Origin of the sequence: Streptomyces sp. NPDC058671, from assembly GCF_042716475.1 — a bacterium.
In the GTDB taxonomy this organism is placed as follows: domain Bacteria; phylum Actinomycetota; class Actinomycetes; order Streptomycetales; family Streptomycetaceae; genus Streptomyces.
Genome location: NZ_JBHXSA010000003.1, coordinates 20,695 through 42,923, shown reverse-complemented (window position 1 = coordinate 42,923; position 22,229 = coordinate 20,695). Strand labels below are relative to the sequence as shown.

Sequence of the window (22,229 nt, the reverse complement as noted above, 5' to 3'; positions counted from 1 at the left end):
GAGATGGCTAAGAACATCAAGGGCATCCTGGGCGAGAAGCTCGGCATGACGCAGGTCTGGGACGAGAACAACCGGGTCGTCCCGGTGACCGTCGTCAAGGCCGGCCCGAATGTCGTGACCCAGGTCCGTACGAACGACGTCGACGGCTACGAGTCGGTCCAGATCGCCTTCGGCGAGATCGACCCTCGCAAGGTGAACAAGCCCCTCAAGGGTCACTTCGCCAAGGCCGACGTCACCCCGCGCCGCCACCTGGTGGAGCTCCGCACCGCTGACGCCTCCGAGTACACGCTCGGCCAGGAGATCACCGCCGAGCTCTTCGAGGCCGGCGTGAAGGTCGACGTCACCGCGAAGAGCAAGGGCAAGGGCTTCGCCGGCGTCATGAAGCGCCACAACTTCCGTGGTGGCAAGGCGTCGCACGGTGCCCACCGCGTGCACCGCAAGCCCGGTTCCATCGGTGGCTGTGCCACCCCGGGCCGTGTCTTCAAGGGCATGAAGATGGCTGGTCGCATGGGCAACGAGCGTGTGACCACCCAGAACCTGACCGTCCACGCCGTTGACGCCGAGAAGGGTCTGCTGCTCATCAAGGGCGCCGTCCCCGGCCCCAACGGTGGCCTCGTCCTGGTCCGCACCGCGGCCAAGGGGGTTTGAGGAACCGATGAGCACCATTGACATCCTTTCGCCGGCAGGCGACAAGGCCGGGACCGTCGACCTCCCCGAGGAGATCTTCGGCGCCAAGGTCAGCATTCCGCTGATCCACCAGGTCGTCGTCGCGCAGCTGGCCGCGGCCCGTCAGGGCACGCACAAGACCAAGACCCGTGGCGAAGTCCGCGGTGGTGGCAAGAAGCCGTACCGCCAGAAGGGCACCGGCCGCGCCCGTCAGGGTTCGACCCGCGCCCCGCAGTTCGCCGGTGGTGGCGTCGTCCACGGCCCGCAGCCGCGTGACTACTCGCAGCGGACCCCCAAGAAGATGAAGGTCGCCGCCCTCCGCGGTGCCCTCTCGGACCGGGCCACCCACTCCCGCATCCACGTCGTCACCGGCGTGGTCGAGGGTGAGATCTCCACCAAGGCCGCGAAGACGCTGTTCGGCAAGATCTCGGAGCGCAAGAACCTGCTCCTGGTCGTCGAGCGCTCCGACGAGGCCGCGTGGCTGTCCGCTCGTAACCTGCCCCAGGTGCACATCCTGGAGCCGGGCCAGCTCAACACGTACGACGTGATCGTCTCCGACGACGTGGTCTTCACCCAGGCCGCCTTCGAGTCCTTCGTGTCTGGCCCCCAGACCGCTGAGACCGAAGGGAGCGACGCCTGATGACTGAGGCCGTCGTCACCAGCAAGACCTTCTCGGACCCGCGCGACATTCTCATCAAGCCGGTCGTCTCGGAGAAGAGCTACGCCCTGCTGGACGAGAACAAGTACACGTTCATCGTCGCGCCTGGCTCCAACAAGACCCAGATCAAGCAGGCCGTCGAGGCGGTCTTCTCGGTCAAGGTCACCGGGGTCAACACGATCAACCGCCAGGGCAAGCGCAAGCGCACCAAGGCCGGTTTCGGTAAGCGCAAGGACACCAAGCGCGCCATCGTGACCCTTGCCGAGGGCAACCGTATCGACATCTTCGGCGGTCCGACCGCCTAACGGCGGTCTGGATCGTCCGGAATCGGACGAGGACTGAGAAATGGGAATCCGCAAGTACAAGCCGACTACGCCGGGCCGCCGTGGCTCCTCCGTAGCCGACTTCGTCGAGATCACGCGGTCCACGCCGGAGAAGTCGCTGGTCCGCCCCCTGCACAGCAAGGGCGGCCGTAACAACACCGGTCGGATCACGGTTCGACACCAGGGTGGCGGCCACAAGCGCGCCTACCGTGTGATCGACTTCCGTCGTCACGACAAGGACGGCGTGCCGGCGAAGGTCGCTCACATCGAGTACGACCCCAACCGCACCGCGCGCATCGCGCTGCTCCACTACGTGGACGGCGAGAAGCGCTACATCATCGCCCCCAAGGGTCTGACGCAGGGTGACCGCGTCGAGAACGGCCCCGGCGCTGACATCAAGCCCGGCAACAACCTGGCCCTCCGCAACATCCCGGTCGGTACCACGATCCACGCGATCGAGCTCCGTCCCGGTGGCGGCGCCAAGTTCGCGCGCTCCGCTGGTGCCTCCGTGCAGCTGCTGGCGAAGGAGGGCACGATGGCCCACCTTCGTATGCCGTCCGGTGAGATCCGTCTCGTCGACGCCCGCTGCCGCGCCACCATCGGCGAGGTCGGCAACGCCGAGCAGTCGAACATCAACTGGGGCAAGGCCGGCCGCAAGCGCTGGCTGGGCGTTCGCCCGACCGTTCGCGGTGTGGCGATGAACCCGGTGGACCACCCGCACGGTGGTGGTGAGGGTAAGACCTCCGGTGGTCGCCACCCGGTCTCCCCGTGGGGTCAGAAGGAGGGTCGTACTCGCTCGCCGAAGAAGGCTTCGAGCAAGTACATCGTCCGCCGCCGCAAGACGAACAAGAAGCGCTAGGAGCGGGTTTAGATGCCGCGTAGTCTCAAGAAGGGACCCTTCGTTGACGGCCACCTCGTAAAGAAGGTGGACGTACAGAACGAAGCCGGTACCAAGAACGTCATCAAGACCTGGTCCCGTCGCTCGATGATCATCCCGGCCATGCTCGGCCACACGATCGCGGTGCACAACGGCAAGACCCACATTCCGGTGTTTGTCACCGAGTCGATGGTCGGCCACAAGCTCGGCGAGTTCTCGCCGACGCGCACCTTCCGGGGTCACGTGAAGGACGACCGGAAGTCGAAGCGCCGCTAGTAGCGGGGTGGAATCGACCATGACAGACACTGGAAGGACAACCATGGAAGCCAGGGCCCAGGCGCGGTACATCCGCGTCACGCCCATGAAGGCCCGCCGCGTGGTGGACCTTATCCGTGGCATGGACGCCACGGAGGCTCAGGCGGTCCTGCGTTTCGCCCCGCAGGCCGCGAGCGTGCCGGTTGGCAAGGTGCTGGACAGCGCCATCGCCAACGCTGCACACAACTACGACCACACTGACGCCTCTTCGCTGGTCATCAGCGAGGCGTACGTGGATGAGGGCCCGACCCTGAAGCGGTTCCGTCCGCGTGCTCAGGGCCGTGCCTACCGGATCCGTAAGCGGACCAGCCACATCACCGTGGTCGTCAGCAGCAAGGAAGGAACCCGGTAATGGGCCAGAAGGTTAACCCGCATGGGTTCCGGCTCGGCATCACCACGGACTTCAAGTCCCGCTGGTACGCCGACAAGCTGTACAAGGACTACGTCAAGGAAGACGTCGCCATCCGTCGGATGATGACGTCCGGCATGGAGCGCGCCGGCATCTCGAAGGTTGAGATCGAGCGCACCCGTGACCGCGTGCGGGTGGACATCCACACCGCGCGTCCCGGCATCGTCATCGGCCGCCGTGGCGCCGAGGCCGACCGCATCCGCGGCGACCTCGAGAAGCTCACGGGCAAGCAGGTCCAGCTGAACATCCTCGAGGTCAAGAACCCCGAGATGGACGCTCAGCTGGTCGCCCAGGCCGTTGCCGAGCAGCTCTCCTCCCGCGTCTCCTTCCGTCGCGCCATGCGTAAGAGCATGCAGGGCACGATGAAGGCCGGCGCCAAGGGCATCAAGATCCAGTGCGGCGGTCGCCTCGGCGGCGCCGAGATGTCCCGCTCGGAGTTCTACCGCGAGGGCCGTGTGCCCCTGCACACGCTCCGCGCGAACGTCGACTACGGCTTCTTCGAGGCCAAGACGACCTTCGGCCGCATCGGCGTGAAGGTCTGGATCTACAAGGGCGACGTCAAGAACATCGCCGAGGTCCGCGCCGAGAACGCTGCGGCCCGTGCGGGTAACCGCCCGGCCCGTGGTGCGGGTGGCGCTGGCGACCGTCCCGCCGGCCGTGGTGGCCGCGGTGGCGAGCGTGGCGGCCGCGGCCGCAAGCCGCAGCAGCAGTCCGCGCCGGCTGCCGAGGCCCCCAAGGCCGACGCTCCCGCCGCCGCTGCCGCTCCGGCTGAGAGCACCGGAACGGAGGCCTGACCGAAATGCTGATCCCCCGTAGGGTCAAGCACCGCAAGCAGCACCACCCCAAGCGCTCGGGTATGAGCAAGGGTGGTACGCAGGTTGCGTTCGGCGAGTACGGCATTCAGGCCCTCACGCCGGCGTACGTGACCAACCGCCAGATCGAGGCGGCCCGTATCGCGATGACCCGCCACATCAAGCGTGGCGGCAAGGTCTGGATCAACATCTACCCGGACCGCCCGCTGACGAAGAAGCCTGCCGAGACCCGCATGGGTTCCGGTAAGGGTTCTCCGGAGTGGTGGATCGCGAACGTCAAGCCGGGTCGGGTGATGTTCGAACTGTCCTACCCGAACGAGAAGATCGCGCGCGAGGCCCTGACCCGTGCGGCCCACAAGCTGCCGATGAAGTGCAAGATCGTAAAGCGCGAAGCAGGTGAGCTGTGATGTCGGCCGGTACCAAGGCGTCCGAGCTGCGCGAGCTGGGCAACGAGGAGCTTCTCAACAAGCTCCGCGAGGCCAAGGAAGAGCTGTTCAACCTCCGCTTCCAGGCGGCGACTGGTCAGCTCGAGAACCACGGTCGGCTCAAGTCCGTCCGTAAGGACATCGCCCGGATCTACACCCTGATGCGTGAGCGCGAGCTGGGCATCGAGACGGTGGAGAACGCCTGATGAGCGAGAGCAACGTGACTGAGCAGAAGACCGAGCGCAACGCTCGCAAGGTCCGCGAGGGCCTGGTCGTCAGCGACAAGATGGACAAGACCGTCGTCGTCGCTGTCGAGGACCGCGTCAAGCACGCGCTGTACGGCAAGGTCATCCGCCGTACCAACAAGCTCAAGGCTCACGACGAGCAGAACGCTGCCGGCATCGGTGACCGCGTCCTCCTGATGGAGACCCGGAAGCTGTCGTCGACGAAGCACTGGCGCGTCGTCGAGATCCTCGAGAAGGCCAAGTAGGGAATTTCCCGCCAGGGGAATCCAAAAGTTCAGCCTGAGGGGTTTCCCTCAGGTCAGTTCCGCCAGGCTCGGCGGGGTTCGCCAGACAGTGGCGAACCCCGCCGGGAACCGGCAGACAATCAGGAGATAGACGTGATCCAGCAGGAGTCGCGACTGCGTGTCGCCGACAACACTGGTGCCAAGGAGATCCTTTGCATCCGTGTTCTCGGTGGCTCGGGTCGCCGCTACGCGGGCATCGGTGACGTCATCGTCGCCACCGTCAAGGACGCGATCCCCGGTGGCAACGTGAAGAAGGGTGACGTCGTCAAGGCGGTCATCGTTCGCACCGTCAAGGAGCGCCGCCGCCAGGACGGCTCGTACATCCGCTTCGACGAGAACGCCGCTGTCATTCTCAAGAACGACGGCGACCCTCGTGGCACCCGTATCTTCGGCCCGGTGGGCCGTGAGCTGCGCGAGAAGAAGTTCATGAAGATCATCTCGCTCGCGCCGGAGGTGCTGTAAGCATGAAGATCAAGAAGGGCGACCTGGTCCAGGTCATCACCGGTAAGGACAAGGGCAAGCAGGGCAAGGTCATCACGGCCTTCCCCCGCGAGAACCGCGTCCTCGTCGAGGGTGTCAACCGGGTCAAGAAGCACACCAAGGCCGGCCCGTCGCAGGCCGGTGGCATCGTCACGACCGAGGCTCCGGTCCACGTCTCCAACGTCCAGCTGGTCGTGGAGAAGGACGGCAAGAAGGTCGTCACGCGTGTCGGTTTCCGCTTCGACGACGAGGGCAACAAGATCCGCGTTGCCAAGCGGACGGGTGAGGACATCTGATGGCTACCACCACTCCGCGTCTCAAGACGAAGTACCGCGAGGAGATCGCGGGCAAGCTGCGTGAGGAGTTCTCGTACGAGAACGTCATGCAGGTTCCCGGCCTCGTCAAGATCGTGGTCAACATGGGTGTCGGCGACGCCGCCCGTGACTCGAAGCTCATGGACGGTGCCGTCCGTGACCTGACCACGATCACCGGCCAGAAGCCGGCCGTCACCAAGGCTCGTAAGTCCATCGCGCAGTTCAAGCTGCGTGAGGGCCAGCCGATCGGTGCGCACGTCACCCTCCGTGGCGACCGCATGTGGGAGTTCCTGGACCGCACCCTGTCGCTCGCGCTTCCGCGCATCCGCGACTTCCGTGGTCTGTCCCCCAAGCAGTTCGACGGGCGTGGCAACTACACCTTCGGTCTCACGGAGCAGGTCATGTTCCACGAGATCGACCAGGACAAGATCGACCGTGTCCGGGGTATGGACATCACCGTGGTGACCACGGCGACCAACGACGACGAGGGCCGTGCCCTTCTGCGTCACCTCGGCTTCCCGTTCAAGGAGGCGTAAGCGAGATGGCGAAGAAGGCTCTCATCGCGAAGGCTGCCCGCAAGCCCAAGTTCGGCGTGCGCGGCTACACGCGTTGCCAGCGTTGTGGTCGTCCCCACTCCGTGTACCGAAAGTTCGGCCTGTGCCGCGTGTGCCTTCGTGAGATGGCTCACCGTGGCGAGCTGCCGGGCGTGACCAAGAGCTCCTGGTAATCCCTTACTTGGGATGACCGGAGTCTCTCGGTAAGCACTGGGTTGGCGGATGCCCAGGCCTCCATGGCTTAGGCTAGGAGGGTTGGGCGTCCGCCGCCCGTACGACTTACTACGCCGTAGGTCCCCGCGCCGCACCCGTCCCGCCCCTGTGTGGGGAGAGGGATGGCGCATACAGGAAACCCCGGCGAGAGAGGCCGAAGGCCAATTCATGACCATGACTGATCCGATCGCGGACATGCTGACTCGTCTGCGTAACGCGAACTCGGCATACCACGACTCCGTGACGATGCCGCACAGCAAGATCAAGTCTCACATCGCGGAAATCCTCCAGCAGGAGGGCTTCATCACGGGCTGGAAGGTCGAGGACGCCGAAGTCGGCAAGAACCTCGTCCTCGAGCTCAAGTTCGGTCCGAACCGTGAGCGCTCCATCGCGGGCATCAAGCGGATCTCGAAGCCGGGCCTCCGTGTTTACGCGAAGTCCACCAACCTGCCGAAGGTCCTCGGCGGCCTGGGCGTGGCGATCATCTCCACGTCCCACGGTCTCCTGACCGGCCAGCAGGCAGGCAAGAAGGGCGTAGGTGGGGAAGTCCTCGCCTACGTCTGGTAGTCGGGAAAGGAAGGAAAGCTCATGTCGCGTATTGGCAAGCTGCCTATCCAGGTTCCCGCCGGCGTGGACGTCACCATCGAGGGCCGCACGGTCACGGTGAAGGGTTCCAAGGGCACCCTGAGCCACACCGTCGCCGCGCCGATCGACATCGTTAAGGGCGACGAGGGCGTGCTCAACGTCACCCGTCCGAACGACGAGCGTCAGAACAAGGCCCTTCACGGCCTGTCCCGCACGCTGGTGGCCAACATGATCACCGGTGTGACCACGGGTTACGTGAAGGCGCTCGAGATCAGTGGTGTCGGTTACCGCGTCGCCGCGAAGGGCTCCAGCCTGGAGTTCCAGCTCGGTTACAGCCACCCGATCCTGATCGAGGCGCCCGAGGGCATCTCGTTCAAGGTCGAGTCGCCGACGAAGTTCTCGGTCGAGGGCATCGACAAGCAGAAGGTCGGCGAGGTCGCGGCGAACATCCGCAAGCTGCGGAAGCCCGACCCGTACAAGGCCAAGGGCGTCAAGTACGCCGGCGAGGTCATCCGCCGCAAGGTCGGAAAGGCTGGTAAGTAGCCATGGCATACGGTGTGAAGATCGCCAAGGGCGACGCTTACAAGCGTGCGGCCAAGGCTCGCCGCCACATCCGCATCCGCAAGAACGTGTCGGGTACGGCGGAGCGTCCGCGCCTCGTCGTGACGCGTTCGAACCGCGGTATCACCGCTCAGGTCATCGACGACCTCAAGGGTCACACCCTTGCGTCGGCGTCGAACCTGGACGCGTCGATCCGTGGTGGCGAGGGTGACAAGTCCGCGCAGGCCAAGCAGGTCGGTGCTCTCGTCGCCGAGCGCGCCAAGGCCGCTGGTGTCGAGACTGTCGTGTTCGACCGTGGTGGCAACAGGTACGCCGGGCGCATTGCCGCTCTGGCTGACGCCGCCCGCGAAGCCGGGCTGAAGTTCTAAGCCCCGGTTCCGGGACTAACGGACGTAACAGAGAGAGGTAAATCCAATGGCTGGACCCCAGCGCCGCGGAAGCGGTGCCGGTGGCGGCGAGCGGCGGGACCGGAAGGGCCGCGACGGTGGCGCTGCCGCCGAGAAGACCGCGTACGTTGAGCGCGTTGTCGCGATCAACCGCGTCGCCAAGGTTGTCAAGGGTGGTCGCCGCTTCAGCTTCACCGCGCTGGTCGTGGTGGGCGACGGTGACGGCACCGTAGGTGTCGGTTACGGCAAGGCCAAGGAAGTTCCCGCGGCCATCGCCAAGGGTGTCGAGGAAGCCAAGAAGAACTTCTTCAAGGTTCCGCGCATCCAGGGCACCATCCCTCACCCGATCACGGGCGAGCGTGCCGCGGGCGTCGTGCTCCTGAAGCCGGCTTCCCCCGGTACCGGTGTTATCGCCGGTGGTCCGGTGCGCGCCGTTCTGGAGTGCGCCGGCGTTCACGACATCCTGTCGAAGTCGCTCGGCTCCTCCAACGCGATCAACATCGTGCACGCGACCGTGGCGGCCCTCAAGGGCCTGCAGCGTCCCGAGGAGATCGCGGCTCGCCGTGGTCTGCCCCTCGAGGACGTCGCCCCCGCGGCTCTGCTCCGTGCACGTGCTGGGGCGGGTGCGTAATGGCTCGCCTCAAGGTCACGCAGACGAAGTCGTACATCGGCAGCAAGCAGAACCACCGCGACACCCTGCGTTCGCTCGGCCTCAAGAAGGTCAACGACGTGGTTGTCAAGGAGGATCGTCCCGAGTTCCGCGGCATGGTGCACACCGTCCGCCACCTCGTGACGGTCGAGGAGGTTGACTGACATGGCGGAGAACAGCCCGCTGAAGGCCCACAACCTCCGTCCCGCCCCGGGCGCCAAGACCGCCAAGACCCGTGTGGGTCGTGGCGAGGCGTCGAAGGGTAAGACGGCTGGTCGTGGTACCAAGGGTACGAAGGCCCGCTACCAGGTTCCGCAGCGCTTCGAGGGTGGGCAGATGCCCCTCCACATGCGTCTGCCGAAGCTCAAGGGCTTCAAGAACCCGTTCCGCACCGAGTTCCAGGTCGTGAACCTGGACAAGCTCGGCGCTCTCTACCCCGAGGGTGGAGAGGTCACGGTGGCCGACCTGGTCGCCAAGGGCGCGGTGCGCAAGAACAGCCTCGTCAAGGTGCTCGGCACCGGCGAGATCACCGTGGCGCTGCAGGTTTCGGTTGACGCCGTCTCCGGCTCCGCCAAGGAGAAGATCGCCGCCGCCGGTGGCACCGTCACCGAGCTCGTCTGAGACGACTCGATGGCTTGAACATCCGATCGGGGATGCCTCTCAAAAGGGGCATCCCCGATTGGTCGTTCCTAGGGGGGCATGGTCGCCGGTAAGGTGGCGTGCACTGTCTAGGCTCCGTGCGGTATGCCCGCACGGAATTGATGACCGATACCTAATCGTCGAACCTCAAGACCGTCACCCTTGACGCATAGCGCGGGGGTCGCAGGAGGCACCGTGCTCACCGCGTTCGCCCGGGCGTTCAAGACGCCCGACCTGCGCAAGAAGCTGTTCTTCACGCTCGCCATCATCGTGCTGTACCGCCTCGGGGCCCACATCCCGGTCCCCGGCGTCAGCTATGAGGCCGTCCAGCAATGTGTCAAGCAGGCCAGTGAAGGCAACAACAGCCTGTTCGGCCTGGTCAACATGTTCAGTGGCGGGGCGCTGCTGCAGATCACCATCTTCGCGCTCGGCATCATGCCGTACATCACGGCGAGCATCATCCTGCAGCTGCTGACCGTCGTGATCCCGCGCCTCGAAGCCCTCAAGAAGGAGGGACAGTCGGGTACCGCCAAGATCACGCAGTACACCCGGTACCTGACCGTCGCCCTCGCCGTGCTCCAGGGCACCGGTCTCGTCGCCACCGCCAAGAGCGGTGCGCTGTTCAGCGGCTGCAACGTCGCCGATCAGGTCGTTCCCGACCCGTCGATCTTCGTCATCGCCACCATGGTGGTCACGATGACCGCCGGTACCTGTGTCGTCATGTGGCTCGGTGAGCTCATCACCGACCGCGGCATCGGCAACGGCATGTCGATCCTCATGTTCATCTCGATCGCCGCCGGCTTCCCGGGCGCCCTGTGGGCCATCAAGGAGAGCGGCAAGCTCGCCAAGGGCTGGATCGAGTTCGGCACCGTCATCCTGATCGGCTTCGTGATGGTGGCCCTCGTGGTCTTCGTCGAGCAGGCCCAGCGGCGCATCCCGGTGCAGTACGCGAAGCGCATGATCGGCCGGCGCTCCTACGGCGGTACGTCCACGTACATCCCGCTGAAGGTGAACCAGGCAGGTGTGATTCCTGTCATCTTCGCGTCGTCGCTGCTCTACATCCCGGCCTTGATCGCGCAGTTCTCCAGTTCCACCGCGGGCTGGAAGACCTGGATCGAAGCCCACTTCGTCAAGGGTGACCACCCCTACTACATCGCCACGTACTTCCTCCTGATCGTGTTCTTCGCCTTCTTCTACGTGGCGATCTCGTTCAACCCCGAGGAAGTCGCGGACAACATGAAGAAGTATGGTGGCTTCATCCCGGGCATCCGGGCTGGTCGACCTACTGCCGAGTACCTGAGCTACGTGCTCAACCGGATCACTTGGCCGGGCTCGCTGTACTTGGGTCTGATCGCTCTTGTGCCGACGATGGCGTTGGCAGGCTTCGGTGGCGCCAATGCCAACTTCCCCTTCGGCGGGACGAGCATCCTCATCATCGTGGGTGTGGGGCTGGAGACCGTGAAGCAGATCGAGAGCCAGCTCCAGCAGCGCAATTACGAAGGGTTCCTCCGCTGATGCGAATCGTCCTCGTCGGACCGCCCGGTGCGGGCAAGGGCACGCAGGCCGCGTTCCTTGCCAAGAACCTGGACATCCCGCACATCTCCACGGGTGACCTGTTCCGTGCCAACATCTCTCAGGGCACGGAGCTGGGTCTGAAGGCCAAGGCGTTCATGGACGCCGGCGACCTGGTACCCGACGAGGTGACCATCGGGATGGCCAAGGACCGGATGGCACAGCCGGACGCCGCCAACGGCTTCCTGCTGGACGGGTTCCCCCGCAACGTGGCGCAGGCCGAGGCCCTGGACGTGGTCCTGAAGGCCGAGGACATGCAGCTCGACGCGGTCCTGGACCTGGAGGTCCCCGAGGACGAGGTCGTGAAGCGGATCGCGGGTCGTCGCACCTGCCGCAACGACAGCGCGCACGTCTTCCACGTGCTCTACAACACCCCGAAGACCGAGGACGTCTGCGACGCCTGCGGAGGCGAGCTCTACCAGCGTCCGGACGACTCCGAGGAGACCGTCCGCAAGCGGCTGGAGGTCTACCACACGCAGACCGAGCCGATCATCGACTACTACCGGGCGCAGAACCTGGTCGTGACGATCACGGCGCTCGGCAAGGTGGACGAGGTCACCGCGAAGGCGATGGCGGCGCTCAAGAAGTAACCCCGGTTCGTCCGATACGGCCGCGGTGCCCCTCAGGGGCGCCGCGGCCGTATCGTTGTTCTGTTCCCCTTACCCGATGGAAAGGCCGCGGCCACGATGGTGCAGATCAAGACCCCCGAGCAGATCGCGAAGATGCGCGAGGCGGGCCTGGTCGTCGCCGCCATTCACGCGGCGACCCGCGAGGTCGCCGTGCCGGGCGCGACCACCCGTGACCTGGACGAGGTCGCGCGGAAGGTCATCGCCGAGCACGGGGCGAAGTCGAACTTCCTGGGGTACGGGGGATTCCCCGCGACGATCTGCACCTCGGTGAACGAGGTCGTCGTCCACGGCATCCCCGACGAGAAGACCGTCCTCAAGGACGGCGACATCATCTCCATCGACTGCGGCGCGATCGTGGACGGCTGGCACGGCGACGCCGCGTACACGGCCTTCGTGGGAACCGGGCACGCGCCGGAGCTGATCGAGCTCTCCCGGGTGACCGAGGAGTCGATGTGGGCCGGCATCGCCGCCATGAAGCTCGGCAACCGTCTGGTGGACGTCTCCCGGGCGATCGAGACGTACATCAAGCGGCAGCCGCGGCCTGCGGTCGGCGACCACAGCCTCGGTCGGTACGGGATCATCGAGGACTACGGCGGCCACGGCATCGGCACCGAGATGCACATGGACCCGCACCTGCTGAACTACGTCTCCCGCAAGCGCGGCAAGGGCCCCAAGCTGGTGCCCGGCTTCTGCCTGGCGATCGAGCCGATGGTCTCCCTCGGCACGCCGGCGACCGAGGTCCTGAAGGACGACTGGACGGTCATCACCACGGACGGCACCTGGTCCTCCCACTGGGAGCACTCGGTGGCCCTCACGGAGGACGGCCCCCTGGTCCTGACGGCGGTCGACGGCGGCAGGGCGAAGCTGGCGGAACTGGGCGTCACGGCCGCTCCGGACCCGCTGGCTCCGTAGGGACTAAGGATCAGTCGGGGTGGGCAGACTTCCCGATTCGTCTTTTCCTGGGGCCTGTCGTAGACTGATGCGTCGGCTCTCGTGTACCCGTGTGTCCGCATGCGGCGGCGAGAGTCGATCAAGGTAGCCGATTCGAAGGGCGAAGCGTGGCCAAGAAGCAAGGTGCCATCGAAATCGAGGGCACCGTGATCGAGTCCCTCCCGAACGCCATGTTCAAGGTGGAACTTCAGAACGGTCACAAGGTCCTCGCGCACATCTCCGGCAAGATGCGGATGCACTACATCCGGATCCTTCCGGACGACCGGGTCGTGGTGGAGCTCTCTCCTTACGACCTGACGCGTGGCCGGATCGTCTACCGGTACAAGTAGATCTTGCCCGCACCCCGCCTCCGCGCGCGGTGGTGGCACTGACCCGGAGAACCTGACATCCCATGAAGGTCAAGCCGAGCGTCAAGAAGATCTGCGACAAGTGCAAGGTGATCCGCCGTCACGGTCGGGTCATGGTCATCTGCGACAACCTGCGCCACAAGCAGCGCCAGGGCTGACGCACGCCGACCGACCTGCACCTTCGCAGTTCTTCGCGCGACGCAGTAGCAACACGTACATACGCAGAGCCCGTCGGGCCGTGTTCCACGGCTGACGGCACCTCCGGCGGGGGCCGGGGACCCGGACGTACCACCTCTCTGCATCCAGAGAGGTCGGCGGCCGGGAGCGGTTCTGCAGCAGACCCCCGAGAACACAGGAGCCATTGAATGGCACGCGTTTCCGGTGTTGACATCCCGCGCGAAAAGCGTGTGGTGGTCGCACTCACCTACGTCTTCGGTATCGGACGTACCCGGTCCGAGGAGATCCTCGCCGCGACCGGCGTGAACCCGTCCACCCGTGTCCGCGAGCTTGCCGAGGAAGACCTCGTCAAGATCCGCGAGTACGTGGACGCCAACCTCCAGACCGAGGGTGACCTCCGCCGCGAGATCGCCGCCGACATCCGCCGCAAGGTCGAGATCGGCTGCTACCAGGGTCTTCGCCACCGTCGTGGCCTGCCCGTCCGCGGTCAGCGCACCAGCACGAACGCTCGTACCCGCAAGGGCCCGCGTCGCGCCATCGCCGGCAAGAAGAAGCCGGGCAAGAAGTAGTCCTCAGCGGACGCTTTATCAAGCGGTCTTCGCTTGTAGGACCGACCACCTCCCGTAGGAGATATAGATGCCCCCCAAGGGTCGTCAGGGCGCTGCCAAGAAGGTGCGCCGCAAGGAAAAGAAGAACGTCGCTCACGGCCACGCGCACATCAAGAGCACGTTCAACAACACGATCGTCTCGATCACGGACCCCTCGGGCAACGTGATCTCCTGGGCCTCCGCCGGCCACGTCGGCTTCAAGGGCTCGCGCAAGTCGACTCCGTTCGCCGCGCAGATGGCCGCCGAGTCGGCCGCCCGCCGCGCGCAGGAGCACGGCATGCGCAAGGTCGACGTCTTCGTCAAGGGTCCCGGCTCCGGCCGCGAGACCGCGATCCGCTCCCTCCAGGCCACGGGCCTCGAGGTCGGTTCGATCCAGGACGTCACCCCCACGCCGCACAACGGCTGCCGTCCCCCCAAGCGCCGCCGCGTCTGACGCACGGGCTGCTTGACACGGGCTTTCGGGCGGTACGGCTCCTCGGAGGCGTGCCGCCCGTACCCTTGCAGTACGCACTACGCAGTACTCCGTCGGGCGTCAAATAGTGGGCGTCCACGACTGAAGGATTGAAGACATGCTTATCGCTCAGCGTCCTTCGCTGACCGAAGAGGTCGTCGACGAGTTCCGCTCCCGGTTCGTCATCGAGCCGCTGGAGCCGGGCTTCGGCTACACCCTCGGCAACTCCCTCCGCCGTACCCTCCTCTCCTCGATCCCGGGTGCCGCTGTCACCAGCATCCGCGTCGACGGCGTCCTGCACGAGTTCACCACCGTGCCGGGTGTCAAGGAGGACGTCACCGACCTCATCCTCAACATCAAGCAGCTGGTCGTCTCCTCGGAGCACGACGAGCCGGTCGTGATGTACCTGCGCAAGCAGGGCCCGGGTCTGGTCACCGCCGCCGACATCGCGCCCCCGGCCGGTGTCGAGGTGCACAACCCCGACCTCGTCCTCGCCACGCTCAACGGCAAGGGCAAGCTGGAGATGGAGCTGACGGTCGAGCGCGGCCGCGGTTACGTCTCCGCCGTGCAGAACAAGCAGGCGGGCCAGGAGATCGGCCGTATCCCGGTCGACTCCATCTACTCCCCGGTGCTCAAGGTCACGTACAAGGTCGAGGCGACCCGTGTCGAGCAGCGCACCGACTTCGACAAGCTGATCGTCGACGTCGAGACCAAGCAGGCCATGCGCCCGCGTGACGCCATGGCGTCCGCCGGCAAGACCCTGGTCGAGCTGTTCGGTCTGGCGCGCGAGCTCAACATCGACGCCGAGGGCATCGACATGGGCCCGTCCCCGACGGACGCCGCCCTCGCCGCCGACCTGGCGCTGCCGATCGAGGAGCTCGAGCTCACCGTTCGGTCGTACAACTGCCTCAAGCGTGAGGGCATCCACTCCGTGGGTGAGCTCGTGGCGCGCTCCGAGGCCGACCTGCTCGACATCCGCAACTTCGGTGCGAAGTCGATCGACGAGGTCAAGGCGAAGCTGGCCGGCATGGGCCTGGCCCTGAAGGACAGCCCGCCCGGATTCGACCCGACCGCCGCCGCCGACGCCTTCGGCGCCGACGACGACGTGGACGCGGGCTTCGTCGAGACCGAGCAGTACTAGCAGATCGTCGGCGGGCCGGTTTCGGCCGGTCGCGCCCACGCGGCGTCAGCCGCGGATCGATACCTTCCCGCGCCCCTTCACGGGGGCGCGGGTCTCCGACGGGTGACCGCCCGCTCGGACACTGACACCGGTACCTCATACGGCCGGTGCAGATCACAAGGAGAAACACCATGCCGCGTCCCGCGAAGGGTGCCCGCCTCGGCGGTTCCGCCGCGCACGAGAAGCTGCTCCTCGCCAACCTGGCGAAGTCGCTCTTCGAGCACGGCCGCATCACCACGACCGAGGCCAAGGCCCGCCGCCTGCGTCCGGTCGCCGAGCGCCTGATCACCAAGGCGAAGAAGGGCGACATCCACAACCGTCGCCTGGTGCTGCAGTCGATCACCGACAAGGGCATCGTCCACACGCTCTTCACCGAGATCGCGCCGCGCTACTCCGAGCGCCCGGGTGGCTACACCCGTATCACCAAGATCGGCAACCGTCGTGGCGACAACGCCCCGATGGCCGTGATCGAGCTGGTCGAGGGCGAGATCGCCAAGAAGGCGACCGTCGCCGAGGCCGAGGCCGCCACCAAGCGCGCCGTCAAGGAGGCCGACGAGGCCACCACGACCGAGGCCACCGAGGAAGAGTCGAAGGACGCGTAAGCGTTTTTCCGACGTTCTCGTGTGCGGGCCCGTACCCCTGGGGTGCGGGCCCGCTCCCGTGTGTTTGAAAGGATCTCCGCGTGAGCGATGACGTGCAGGACGGGTTCGTACGGGTACGCCTCGACCTCTCGTACGACGGCAAGGACTTCTCCGGCTGGGCCAAGCAGGCCCAGGGCCGGCGGACCGTGCAGGGGGACATCGAGGACGCCCTGCGGACCGTGACCCGGTCCCGGGAGACGTACGAGCTGACCGTGGCCGGCCGGACCGACTCCGGGGTCCACGCCCGCGGCCAGGTCGCCCATGTCGACCTGCCCGTCGAGCTGTGGGCGGAGCACCGCGACAAGCTGCTCAGGCGGCTCGCAGGGCGGCTCTCCCACGACGTACGGGTGTGGAGGGTGGAGGAGGCCCCGGCGGGCTTCAACGCGCGCTTCTCCGCCGTCTGGCGCCGCTACGCCTACCGCGTCACCGACAACCCCGGCGGGGTCGACCCGCTGCAGCGCGGGCACGTCCTCTGGCACGACTGGGCCCTCGACATGGACGCCATGAACGAGGCCGCGGCCGCGCTCGTCGGCGAGCACGACTTCGCCGCGTACTGCAAGCGGCGCGAGGGCGCGACCACCATCCGCACCCTCCAGGAGCTGCGCTGGGAACGGCGCCCCGACGGGGTGATGGAAGCCACCGTGAAGGCCGACGCCTTCTGCCACAACATGGTCCGCTCGCTGGTCGGCGCCCTGCTGTTCGTCGGGGACGGGCACCGGCCGGTGGACTGGCCCGGCAAGGTGCTCGCCGCCGGGGTGCGGGACTCCGCCGTGCATGTCGTCCGGCCGCACGGCCTCACCCTCGAAGAGGTCGGCTACCCGGCCGACGAGCTCCTGGCCGCCCGCAATCTGGAGGCCAGGAACAAGCGCTCACTCCCCGGGAGCGCCGGCTGCTGCTGAGGCCTGGGCCTTGCCGCGGGCGTAGATCTGGTTGAAGGCGAAGGTGCCGAGGTCGTCGCTGGCCTGGAAGACCGGCCGGTGGGCCTTGGTGACCTTCCTGCCGTCGGTGAAGCCGGCCTGGGTGAAGTACGCGTAGCGGCCGACCGAGTTCGAGCGGCGCAGGCAGACCGTGGCGCGGCAGAACTCCTCCACGCCCGCGCCGGCCAGCGGGGCGACGCCGCCCGTGGCCTGGTTCTTCGCCCTGAGCGCGGCGGCCTCCGACGGGAAGACGGCGACGCCGACGGTGATCGCCACGCCGTCCTTCACATAGGTGGCGCGGAGCACCCGCCGGCAGCCGTTCTTCTTGAGGACGGCTCCGAGGCCGCCCTGGGTGACGGCCGCGCAGTCCGTCGTCGCGGAGGTCGCGCCCTTCTTGTACGGGCGCTTGTCCATCGTCAGCTTCCTGCCCGGGAAGAGGCCCTCGGCGGTGAGGGGGGCCCTGTCCTTCTTCGGGTCCGTGATGTAGTCCTTCGGGTTCGGCGGGGGCGGCGGCGCCACCGAGGAGAAGGTCGGCTCGGGGGTCGGCGAGCCGGTGGGGGAGACCGTGCCGGTGGGTACCGCGCTGTTCTTGGCCTCGTCGTTCTTCTTGCCGGTGGCCACCACGGCGGTCGCCACGATCGCTCCGACGACGAGGGCGGCCACGGCTCCGCCGCCGATCATCAGCCAGCGCCTGCGCCGGTCACGGGAGGCCGAGGCGTCGGCCAGGGCGCCCCAGTCCGGGGTCGGCCCGCCGCCCTGGGCGCCCGGGAACGGGTCCGGCTGCCCGCCGCCGTACCCCGGCTGCTGTCCGTATCCCTGCGGTCCCGGCTGCTGTCCGTACCCCTGCTGTCCCTGCTGCTGCGGCTCGTGCGGCCACTGCGGTCCCCCAAAGCTCATGCCGCGCATCCTAAACCGGTTGGGCCGAGCCGACCCGGGCGGCGACAATGCACCCCATGGGACATGTCGAGGCCGCACATCTTGAGTACTACCTTCCCGACGGGAGGGTCCTGCTCGGGGACGTCTCCTTCCGGGTGGGTGAAGGGGCGGTCGTCGCCCTCGTCGGGGCCAACGGCGCCGGCAAGACCACACTGCTCCGGCTCATCTCCGGGGAGCTCCAGCCGCACGGCGGCAGCGTCACCGTCAGCGGCGGCCTCGGTGTGATGCCGCAGTTCGTCGGCTCCGTACGGGACGAGTCCACCGTTCGCGACCTGCTGGTATCGGTGGCCCCGCCCCGGATCCGGGAGGCCGCGAAGGCCGTCGACGACGCCGAGCACCTGATCATGACGGTCGACGACGAGGCCGCGCAGATGAGGTACGCGCAGGCCCTCAGCGACTGGGCCGAGGTCCAGGGGTACGAGGCCGAGACCGGCTGGGACATCTGCACCATGGCGGCGCTCGGCGTCCCGTACGAGAAGGCGCAGTTCCGGCAGGTCCGGACGCTCTCCGGCGGCGAGCAGAAGCGGCTGGTCCTGGAGTCGCTGCTGCGCGGCTCAGACGAGGTGCTGCTCCTCGACGAGCCGGACAACTACCTCGACGTCCCCGGGAAGCGGTGGCTGGAGGAGCGGCTGCGGGAGACCCGCAAGACCGTGCTGTTCATCTCGCACGACCGTGAGCTGCTGTCCCGGGGCGCGCAGAAGATCGTGGCGGTCGAGCCCGGTCCGGCCGGCTCGGACGTCTGGGTGCACGGCGGCGGCTTCGACACCTTCCACGAGGCGCGGCGGGAGCGGTTCGCCCGCTTCGAGGAGCTGAAGCGGCGCTGGGAGGAGAAGCACGCCCAGCTGAAGAGGCTCGTCGTCAACCTGCGGCAGGCGGCGTCGGTCAGCCACGACATGGCCTCCCGGTACGCGGCGGCGCAGACCCGGCTCAGGAAGTTCGAGGAGGCGGGGCCGCCGCCCGAGCCGCCGCGCGAGCAGGACATCCGGATGCGGCTGCGCGGCGGGCGGACCGGTGTGCGGGCCGTGACCTGCGAGAACCTTCAGCTGACCGGTCTGATGAAGCCGTTCTCGCTCGAGATCTTCTACGGGGAGCGGGTCGCCGTCCTCGGTTCGAACGGTTCGGGCAAGTCGCATTTCCTGCGTCTGCTCGCGGGGGACCCGTCGGTCGCCCACACCGGTGACTGGAAGCTGGGGGCCCGGGTGGTTCCGGGGCACTTCGCGCAGACCCACGCGCACCCGGAGCTGGCCGGGCGGCCGCTCGTCGACATCCTGTGGACGGAGCACGCCAAGGACCGGGGCGGGGCGATGTCGGTGCTGCGCCGGTACGAGCTGGAGCGGCAGGGCGACCAGCCCTTCGACAAGCTCTCCGGCGGGCAGCAGGCCCGCTTCCAGATCCTGCTCCTGGAGCTGGCGGGCACGACGGCGCTGCTGCTCGACGAGCCGACGGACAACCTCGACCTGGAGTCGGCCGAGGCCCTGCAGGACGGGCTCGAGTCGTACGACGGGACGGTGCTGGCCGTGACCCACGACCGGTGGTTCGCGAAGAGCTTCGACCGCTACCTGGTCTTCGGCTCGGACGGGGTCGTACGGGAGACGAGCGAGCCCGTGTGGGACGAGCGGCGGGTCGAGCGGGAGCGCTGAGCGGCGGCGCTGACCTGGTGTCCTGCGGCGTTTTGACCCCTCGGGGGTGGCGCGGGTACTGTTGCGGTTTGTTATGCGTATTGGCTTCGTCGTTCTCACGCGAAGGGCCATACGCAGGTTCCCTGGAGCAGTTACCAGTGGCTCGCATACGGGCGTGTTCCCGGCAGTGCAGGCCCAAGCTGCATGATCGCTTCAGGTGTGTCTGGACTCCATCCACTGAAGAAGCGAAGGCTACGAAGTGCGTACGTACAGCCCCAAGCCCGGCGATGTCACTCGCCAGTGGCACATCATCGACGCGCAGGACGTTGTCCTGGGCCGTCTGGCGACCACGGCTGCGAACCTCCTCCGAGGCAAGCACAAGCCGGTGTACGCCCCCCACATGGACATGGGCGACTTCGTCATCATCATCAATGCTGACAAGGTCCACCTGTCCGGCAACAAGAAGACCCAGAAGCTGGCTTACCGCCACTCCGGCTTCCCGGGTGGTCTGCGCTCCGTCCGTTACGACGAGCTGCTCTCCAAGAACCCCGAGAAGGCCGTCGAGAAGGCCATCAAGGGCATGATCCCCAAGAACACCCTGGGCCGTCAGATGATCTCGAAGCTGAAGGTCTACGCGGGCGAGAACCACCCGCACGCTGCTCAGCAGCCGGTCCCGTTCGAGATCACCCAGGTCGCGCAGTAGTTCCGGCCACACCCCCTAAGAACGAAAGAAATCTGAGGAGAATCGTGGCCGAGACCACCCCCGAAACCCCCGTCGACGAGTTCGAGGGCGTTGAGGAGTACACGACCGAGACCGAGCTCGTCGAGGGTGAGTACACCTCCGAGTCGCTCGCGTCCCGCTTCGGCGACCCGCAGCCGGCCGCCGGCCTGGGCCGTCGCAAGAACGCCATCGCCCGCGTCCGGATCGTCCCGGGCACCGGCAAGTGGAAGATCAACGGTCGCACCCTTGAGGACTACTTCCCCAACAAGGTGCACCAGCAGGAAGTCAACGAGCCCTTCAAGGTGCTCGAGCTCGACAACCGCTACGACATCATCGCCCGCATCGCGGGTGGCGGCGTCTCCGGTCAGGCCGGTGCCCTGCGTCTCGGTGTGGCCCGTGCGCTGAACGAGGCGGACGTCGAGAACAACCGCCCGGCGCTGAAGAAGGCCGGCTTCCTCTCCCGCGACGACCGTGCGGTCGAGCGCAAGAAGGCCGGTCTCAAGAAGGCCCGTAAGGCCCCGCAGTACAGCAAGCGTTAATCGCCTGCTCGGTCTGCTCTCGTACGCCCCGGCGGCACTGCCCGTGCCGTCGGGGCGTGCGTTTTTTCATAACCTTTTGCACCTTTCATCTTTCAGTTCTTTCATCGGCTTGGGCACGTATTCTCGGAGGACAGCTGTGGGACGACTCTTCGGTACGGACGGCGTACGCGGTGTGGCCAACGCGGACCTGACGGCGGAGCTCGCGCTCGGCCTGTCGGTCGCGGCGGCGCACGTGCTCGCCGAGGCGGGCACCTTCGCGGGGCATCGGCCGGTCGCCGTGGTCGGACGTGACCCGCGCGCCTCCGGAGAGTTCCTGGAAGCCGCCGTCGTGGCCGGGCTCGCCAGCGCCGGCGTCGACGTGCTGCGGGTCGGCGTGCTGCCCACCCCGGCCGTGGCGCACCTCACCGGCGTCCTCGGCGCCGACCTCGGCGTGATGCTCTCCGCCAGCCACAACGCCATGCCCGACAACGGCATCAAGTTCTTCGCGCGCGGCGGCCACAAGCTCGCCGACGAGCTGGAGGACCGGATCGAGTCCGTGTACGAGGAGCACCGCACCGGCGCTCCCTGGGAGCGTCCGACCGGTGCCGGCGTCGGCCGGGTCCGTGACTACGAGCAGGGCTTCGACACGTACGTCGCCCACCTCATCGCCGTCCTCCCCAACCGTCTCGACGGTCTGAAGGTCGTCCTCGACGAGGCCCACGGCGCCGCCGCCCGCGTCTCGCCCGAGGCGTTCTCCCGGGCCGGCGCCGAGGTCGTCACCATCGGTGCCGAGCCGGACGGCCTCAACATCAACGACGGCTGCGGCTCCACCCACCTGGAGCTGCTCAAGGCCGCCGTCGTCGAGCACGGCGCCGACCTCGGCATCGCCCACGACGGCGACGCCGACCGCTGCCTCGCCGTGGACGCCGCGGGCAACGAGGTCGACGGCGACCAGATCCTGGCCGTGCTCGCCCTCGCCATGCGCGAGGCCGGGACGCTGCGCGGCGACGCCGTCGTCGCGACCGTCATGTCCAACCTGGGCTTCAAGCTCGCCATGGAACGCGAGGGCCTGAACCTCGTCCAGACGGCGGTCGGCGACCGCTACGTCCTGGAGTCCATGAAGGAGCACGGTTACGCGCTCGGCGGCGAGCAGTCGGGGCACGTCATCGTCCTCGACCACGCCACCACCGGCGACGGCACCCTCACCGGCCTCATGCTGGCCGCCCGGGTCGCCGCCACCGGCAAGTCGCTCGCGGACCTCGCCGCGGTGATGGAGCGGCTGCCGCAGATCCTCATCAACGTGAAGGACGTCGACAAGTCGCGCGTCTCCACCTCCGGCGACCTGGCCGCCGCCGTCGTCGAGGCCGAGCGCGAGCTCGGTTCCACCGGCCGCGTGCTGCTCCGCTCCTCCGGCACCGAGCCGCTGGTCCGCGTCATGGTCGAGGCCGCGGACATCGAGCAGGCCCGCGCGGTCGCGCAGCGACTCGCGGACGTCGTGAAGTCGGCACTGGGCTAGGCTTTCTGAGGCATCGTCATGCACAGGGGGCCCCCACCGGCACGGTGGGGG

The 22,229-nt window shown here is 67.2% G+C and carries 35 protein-coding genes; 34 read left to right on the top strand and 1 reads right to left on the bottom strand.

Annotation, left to right across the window (positions count from 1 at the left end; translation table 11 throughout):
- Positions 1 to 3: 3 nt before the first annotated feature.
- The 30 genes from rplC to truA all read left to right on the top strand — a co-directional run bounded on the left by rplC (position 4) and on the right by truA (position 16,850).
- The gene (gene rplC, locus ACFWV2_RS04570) at positions 4 to 648 is read left to right on the top strand and encodes a 50S ribosomal protein L3 (protein ID WP_317877596.1); all 645 of its coding nucleotides are present in this window, start codon (positions 4 to 6) and stop codon (positions 646 to 648) included.
- A gap of 7 nt (positions 649 to 655) precedes the next feature.
- A complete protein-coding gene (gene rplD, locus ACFWV2_RS04565) occupies positions 656 to 1,306 on the top strand; it encodes a 50S ribosomal protein L4 (RefSeq protein ID WP_384401582.1) in 651 nt (216 codons plus the stop codon).
- A complete protein-coding gene (rplW, locus tag ACFWV2_RS04560; protein WP_015035575.1) occupies positions 1,306 to 1,629 on the top strand; it encodes a 50S ribosomal protein L23 in 324 nt (107 codons plus the stop codon). The genes rplD and rplW overlap by 1 nt, the downstream gene beginning before the upstream one ends.
- 40 nt (positions 1,630 to 1,669) lie before the next feature.
- Entirely contained in the window at positions 1,670 to 2,506 is an 837-nt protein-coding gene (gene rplB, locus ACFWV2_RS04555; RefSeq protein ID WP_030318653.1) for a 50S ribosomal protein L2, read from the top strand.
- 12 nt (positions 2,507 to 2,518) lie between these two features.
- The gene (rpsS, locus tag ACFWV2_RS04550) at positions 2,519 to 2,800 is read left to right on the top strand and encodes a 30S ribosomal protein S19 (RefSeq protein WP_024755409.1); all 282 of its coding nucleotides are present in this window, start codon (positions 2,519 to 2,521) and stop codon (positions 2,798 to 2,800) included.
- Positions 2,801 to 2,843: 43 nt separating this feature from the next.
- Positions 2,844 to 3,191, top strand: coding sequence for a 50S ribosomal protein L22 (gene rplV / locus ACFWV2_RS04545; protein WP_004571827.1), 348 nt, complete (start codon positions 2,844 to 2,846; stop codon positions 3,189 to 3,191).
- Positions 3,191 to 4,042, top strand: a complete 852-nt coding sequence (rpsC, locus tag ACFWV2_RS04540) for a 30S ribosomal protein S3 (RefSeq protein WP_030214015.1) — start codon at positions 3,191 to 3,193, stop codon at positions 4,040 to 4,042. The genes rplV and rpsC overlap by 1 nt, the downstream gene beginning before the upstream one ends.
- Positions 4,043 to 4,047: 5 nt before the next feature.
- Positions 4,048 to 4,467: a 50S ribosomal protein L16 gene (gene rplP, locus ACFWV2_RS04535; RefSeq protein WP_015035580.1), complete on the top strand. Its 420-nt coding sequence runs from the start codon at positions 4,048 to 4,050 to the stop codon at positions 4,465 to 4,467.
- Positions 4,467 to 4,691 carry a 50S ribosomal protein L29 gene (gene rpmC / locus ACFWV2_RS04530; protein ID WP_017239580.1) on the top strand — a complete coding sequence of 75 codons (225 nt, stop codon included), beginning with the start codon at positions 4,467 to 4,469 and terminating at the stop codon, positions 4,689 to 4,691. Before rplP ends, rpmC begins: the two co-directional genes overlap by 1 nt.
- Positions 4,691 to 4,975, top strand: coding sequence for a 30S ribosomal protein S17 (gene rpsQ / locus ACFWV2_RS04525; RefSeq protein WP_053646167.1), 285 nt, complete (start codon positions 4,691 to 4,693; stop codon positions 4,973 to 4,975). Before rpmC ends, rpsQ begins: the two co-directional genes overlap by 1 nt.
- 132 nt (positions 4,976 to 5,107) lie before the next feature.
- Positions 5,108 to 5,476: a 50S ribosomal protein L14 gene (rplN, locus tag ACFWV2_RS04520; RefSeq protein WP_003956455.1), complete on the top strand. Its 369-nt coding sequence runs from the start codon at positions 5,108 to 5,110 to the stop codon at positions 5,474 to 5,476.
- Between the two features lie 2 nt (positions 5,477 to 5,478).
- Positions 5,479 to 5,790: a 50S ribosomal protein L24 gene (gene rplX / locus ACFWV2_RS04515; protein WP_024755412.1), complete on the top strand. Its 312-nt coding sequence runs from the start codon at positions 5,479 to 5,481 to the stop codon at positions 5,788 to 5,790.
- A complete protein-coding gene (gene rplE, locus ACFWV2_RS04510; protein ID WP_106975815.1) occupies positions 5,787 to 6,344 on the top strand; it encodes a 50S ribosomal protein L5 in 558 nt (185 codons plus the stop codon). Before rplX ends, rplE begins: the two co-directional genes overlap by 4 nt.
- A 5-nt stretch (positions 6,345 to 6,349) precedes the next feature.
- Positions 6,350 to 6,535 carry a type Z 30S ribosomal protein S14 gene (locus tag ACFWV2_RS04505; RefSeq protein ID WP_003948630.1) on the top strand — a complete coding sequence of 62 codons (186 nt, stop codon included), beginning with the start codon at positions 6,350 to 6,352 and terminating at the stop codon, positions 6,533 to 6,535.
- Between the two features lie 208 nt (positions 6,536 to 6,743).
- Positions 6,744 to 7,142: a 30S ribosomal protein S8 gene (gene rpsH / locus ACFWV2_RS04500; RefSeq protein ID WP_015035585.1), complete on the top strand. Its 399-nt coding sequence runs from the start codon at positions 6,744 to 6,746 to the stop codon at positions 7,140 to 7,142.
- A 21-nt stretch (positions 7,143 to 7,163) separates the two neighbouring features.
- The gene (gene rplF / locus ACFWV2_RS04495; protein ID WP_360785347.1) at positions 7,164 to 7,703 is read left to right on the top strand and encodes a 50S ribosomal protein L6; all 540 of its coding nucleotides are present in this window, start codon (positions 7,164 to 7,166) and stop codon (positions 7,701 to 7,703) included.
- A 2-nt stretch (positions 7,704 to 7,705) separates the two neighbouring features.
- The gene (rplR, locus tag ACFWV2_RS04490; RefSeq protein WP_351793016.1) at positions 7,706 to 8,089 is read left to right on the top strand and encodes a 50S ribosomal protein L18; all 384 of its coding nucleotides are present in this window, start codon (positions 7,706 to 7,708) and stop codon (positions 8,087 to 8,089) included.
- Between the two features lie 46 nt (positions 8,090 to 8,135).
- Positions 8,136 to 8,738: a 30S ribosomal protein S5 gene (rpsE, locus tag ACFWV2_RS04485; RefSeq protein ID WP_030214033.1), complete on the top strand. Its 603-nt coding sequence runs from the start codon at positions 8,136 to 8,138 to the stop codon at positions 8,736 to 8,738.
- The gene (gene rpmD / locus ACFWV2_RS04480) at positions 8,738 to 8,920 is read left to right on the top strand and encodes a 50S ribosomal protein L30 (RefSeq protein WP_015035589.1); all 183 of its coding nucleotides are present in this window, start codon (positions 8,738 to 8,740) and stop codon (positions 8,918 to 8,920) included. Before rpsE ends, rpmD begins: the two co-directional genes overlap by 1 nt.
- A 1-nt stretch (position 8,921) precedes the next feature.
- Complete coding sequence (gene rplO / locus ACFWV2_RS04475) at positions 8,922 to 9,377, top strand: 50S ribosomal protein L15 (protein ID WP_024755416.1); 456 nt, start codon at positions 8,922 to 8,924, stop codon at positions 9,375 to 9,377.
- A 213-nt stretch (positions 9,378 to 9,590) separates the two neighbouring features.
- Complete coding sequence (gene secY, locus ACFWV2_RS04470; protein WP_360785350.1) at positions 9,591 to 10,910, top strand: preprotein translocase subunit SecY; 1,320 nt, start codon at positions 9,591 to 9,593, stop codon at positions 10,908 to 10,910.
- Positions 10,910 to 11,557, top strand: a complete 648-nt coding sequence (locus ACFWV2_RS04465) for an adenylate kinase (RefSeq protein WP_384401574.1) — start codon at positions 10,910 to 10,912, stop codon at positions 11,555 to 11,557. The genes secY and ACFWV2_RS04465 overlap by 1 nt, the downstream gene beginning before the upstream one ends.
- Positions 11,558 to 11,653: 96 nt before the next feature.
- Positions 11,654 to 12,508, top strand: coding sequence for a type I methionyl aminopeptidase (map, locus tag ACFWV2_RS04460; RefSeq protein ID WP_384401571.1), 855 nt, complete (start codon positions 11,654 to 11,656; stop codon positions 12,506 to 12,508).
- Between the two features lie 146 nt (positions 12,509 to 12,654).
- Positions 12,655 to 12,876 (top strand): translation initiation factor IF-1, encoded by a 222-nt coding sequence (gene infA, locus ACFWV2_RS04455; protein ID WP_003956442.1) that lies wholly within the window; start codon positions 12,655 to 12,657, stop codon positions 12,874 to 12,876.
- Between the two features lie 62 nt (positions 12,877 to 12,938).
- The gene (gene rpmJ, locus ACFWV2_RS04450; protein WP_003956441.1) at positions 12,939 to 13,052 is read left to right on the top strand and encodes a 50S ribosomal protein L36; all 114 of its coding nucleotides are present in this window, start codon (positions 12,939 to 12,941) and stop codon (positions 13,050 to 13,052) included.
- Between the two features lie 207 nt (positions 13,053 to 13,259).
- The gene (rpsM, locus tag ACFWV2_RS04445) at positions 13,260 to 13,640 is read left to right on the top strand and encodes a 30S ribosomal protein S13 (protein ID WP_030214048.1); all 381 of its coding nucleotides are present in this window, start codon (positions 13,260 to 13,262) and stop codon (positions 13,638 to 13,640) included.
- Between the two features lie 67 nt (positions 13,641 to 13,707).
- On the top strand, positions 13,708 to 14,112 hold the full coding sequence (rpsK, locus tag ACFWV2_RS04440) for a 30S ribosomal protein S11 (protein WP_003956432.1): 405 nt from the start codon (positions 13,708 to 13,710) through the stop codon (positions 14,110 to 14,112).
- Positions 14,113 to 14,248: 136 nt separating this feature from the next.
- Entirely contained in the window at positions 14,249 to 15,271 is a 1,023-nt protein-coding gene (locus ACFWV2_RS04435) for a DNA-directed RNA polymerase subunit alpha (protein WP_360785355.1), read from the top strand.
- Positions 15,272 to 15,441: 170 nt separating this feature from the next.
- Positions 15,442 to 15,912, top strand: coding sequence for a 50S ribosomal protein L17 (rplQ, locus tag ACFWV2_RS04430; protein ID WP_360785357.1), 471 nt, complete (start codon positions 15,442 to 15,444; stop codon positions 15,910 to 15,912).
- A gap of 80 nt (positions 15,913 to 15,992) precedes the next feature.
- Positions 15,993 to 16,850 (top strand): tRNA pseudouridine(38-40) synthase TruA, encoded by an 858-nt coding sequence (gene truA, locus ACFWV2_RS04425; RefSeq protein ID WP_384401566.1) that lies wholly within the window; start codon positions 15,993 to 15,995, stop codon positions 16,848 to 16,850.
- On the opposite strand, the gene ACFWV2_RS04420 is transcribed toward truA, so the two are convergent.
- Positions 16,821 to 17,765 carry a hypothetical protein gene (locus ACFWV2_RS04420; protein ID WP_384401563.1) on the bottom strand — a complete coding sequence of 315 codons (945 nt, stop codon included), beginning with the start codon at positions 17,763 to 17,765 and terminating at the stop codon, positions 16,821 to 16,823. The two genes, truA and ACFWV2_RS04420, sit on opposite strands and share 30 nt — an antisense overlap.
- Positions 17,766 to 17,821: 56 nt before the next feature.
- Between ACFWV2_RS04420 and ACFWV2_RS04415 the strand changes: the two genes are divergently transcribed.
- From ACFWV2_RS04415 to glmM, 4 genes are all read left to right on the top strand, one after another.
- Complete coding sequence (locus ACFWV2_RS04415) at positions 17,822 to 19,444, top strand: ABC-F family ATP-binding cassette domain-containing protein (protein WP_384401560.1); 1,623 nt, start codon at positions 17,822 to 17,824, stop codon at positions 19,442 to 19,444.
- Positions 19,445 to 19,682: 238 nt separating this feature from the next.
- Positions 19,683 to 20,126, top strand: coding sequence for a 50S ribosomal protein L13 (gene rplM / locus ACFWV2_RS04410; protein ID WP_360785364.1), 444 nt, complete (start codon positions 19,683 to 19,685; stop codon positions 20,124 to 20,126).
- 44 nt (positions 20,127 to 20,170) lie between these two features.
- Entirely contained in the window at positions 20,171 to 20,683 is a 513-nt protein-coding gene (gene rpsI / locus ACFWV2_RS04405) for a 30S ribosomal protein S9 (protein WP_041130789.1), read from the top strand.
- 136 nt (positions 20,684 to 20,819) lie between these two features.
- The gene (gene glmM / locus ACFWV2_RS04400) at positions 20,820 to 22,178 is read left to right on the top strand and encodes a phosphoglucosamine mutase (RefSeq protein ID WP_384401555.1); all 1,359 of its coding nucleotides are present in this window, start codon (positions 20,820 to 20,822) and stop codon (positions 22,176 to 22,178) included.
- The last annotated feature ends 51 nt before the right edge of the window (positions 22,179 to 22,229 follow it).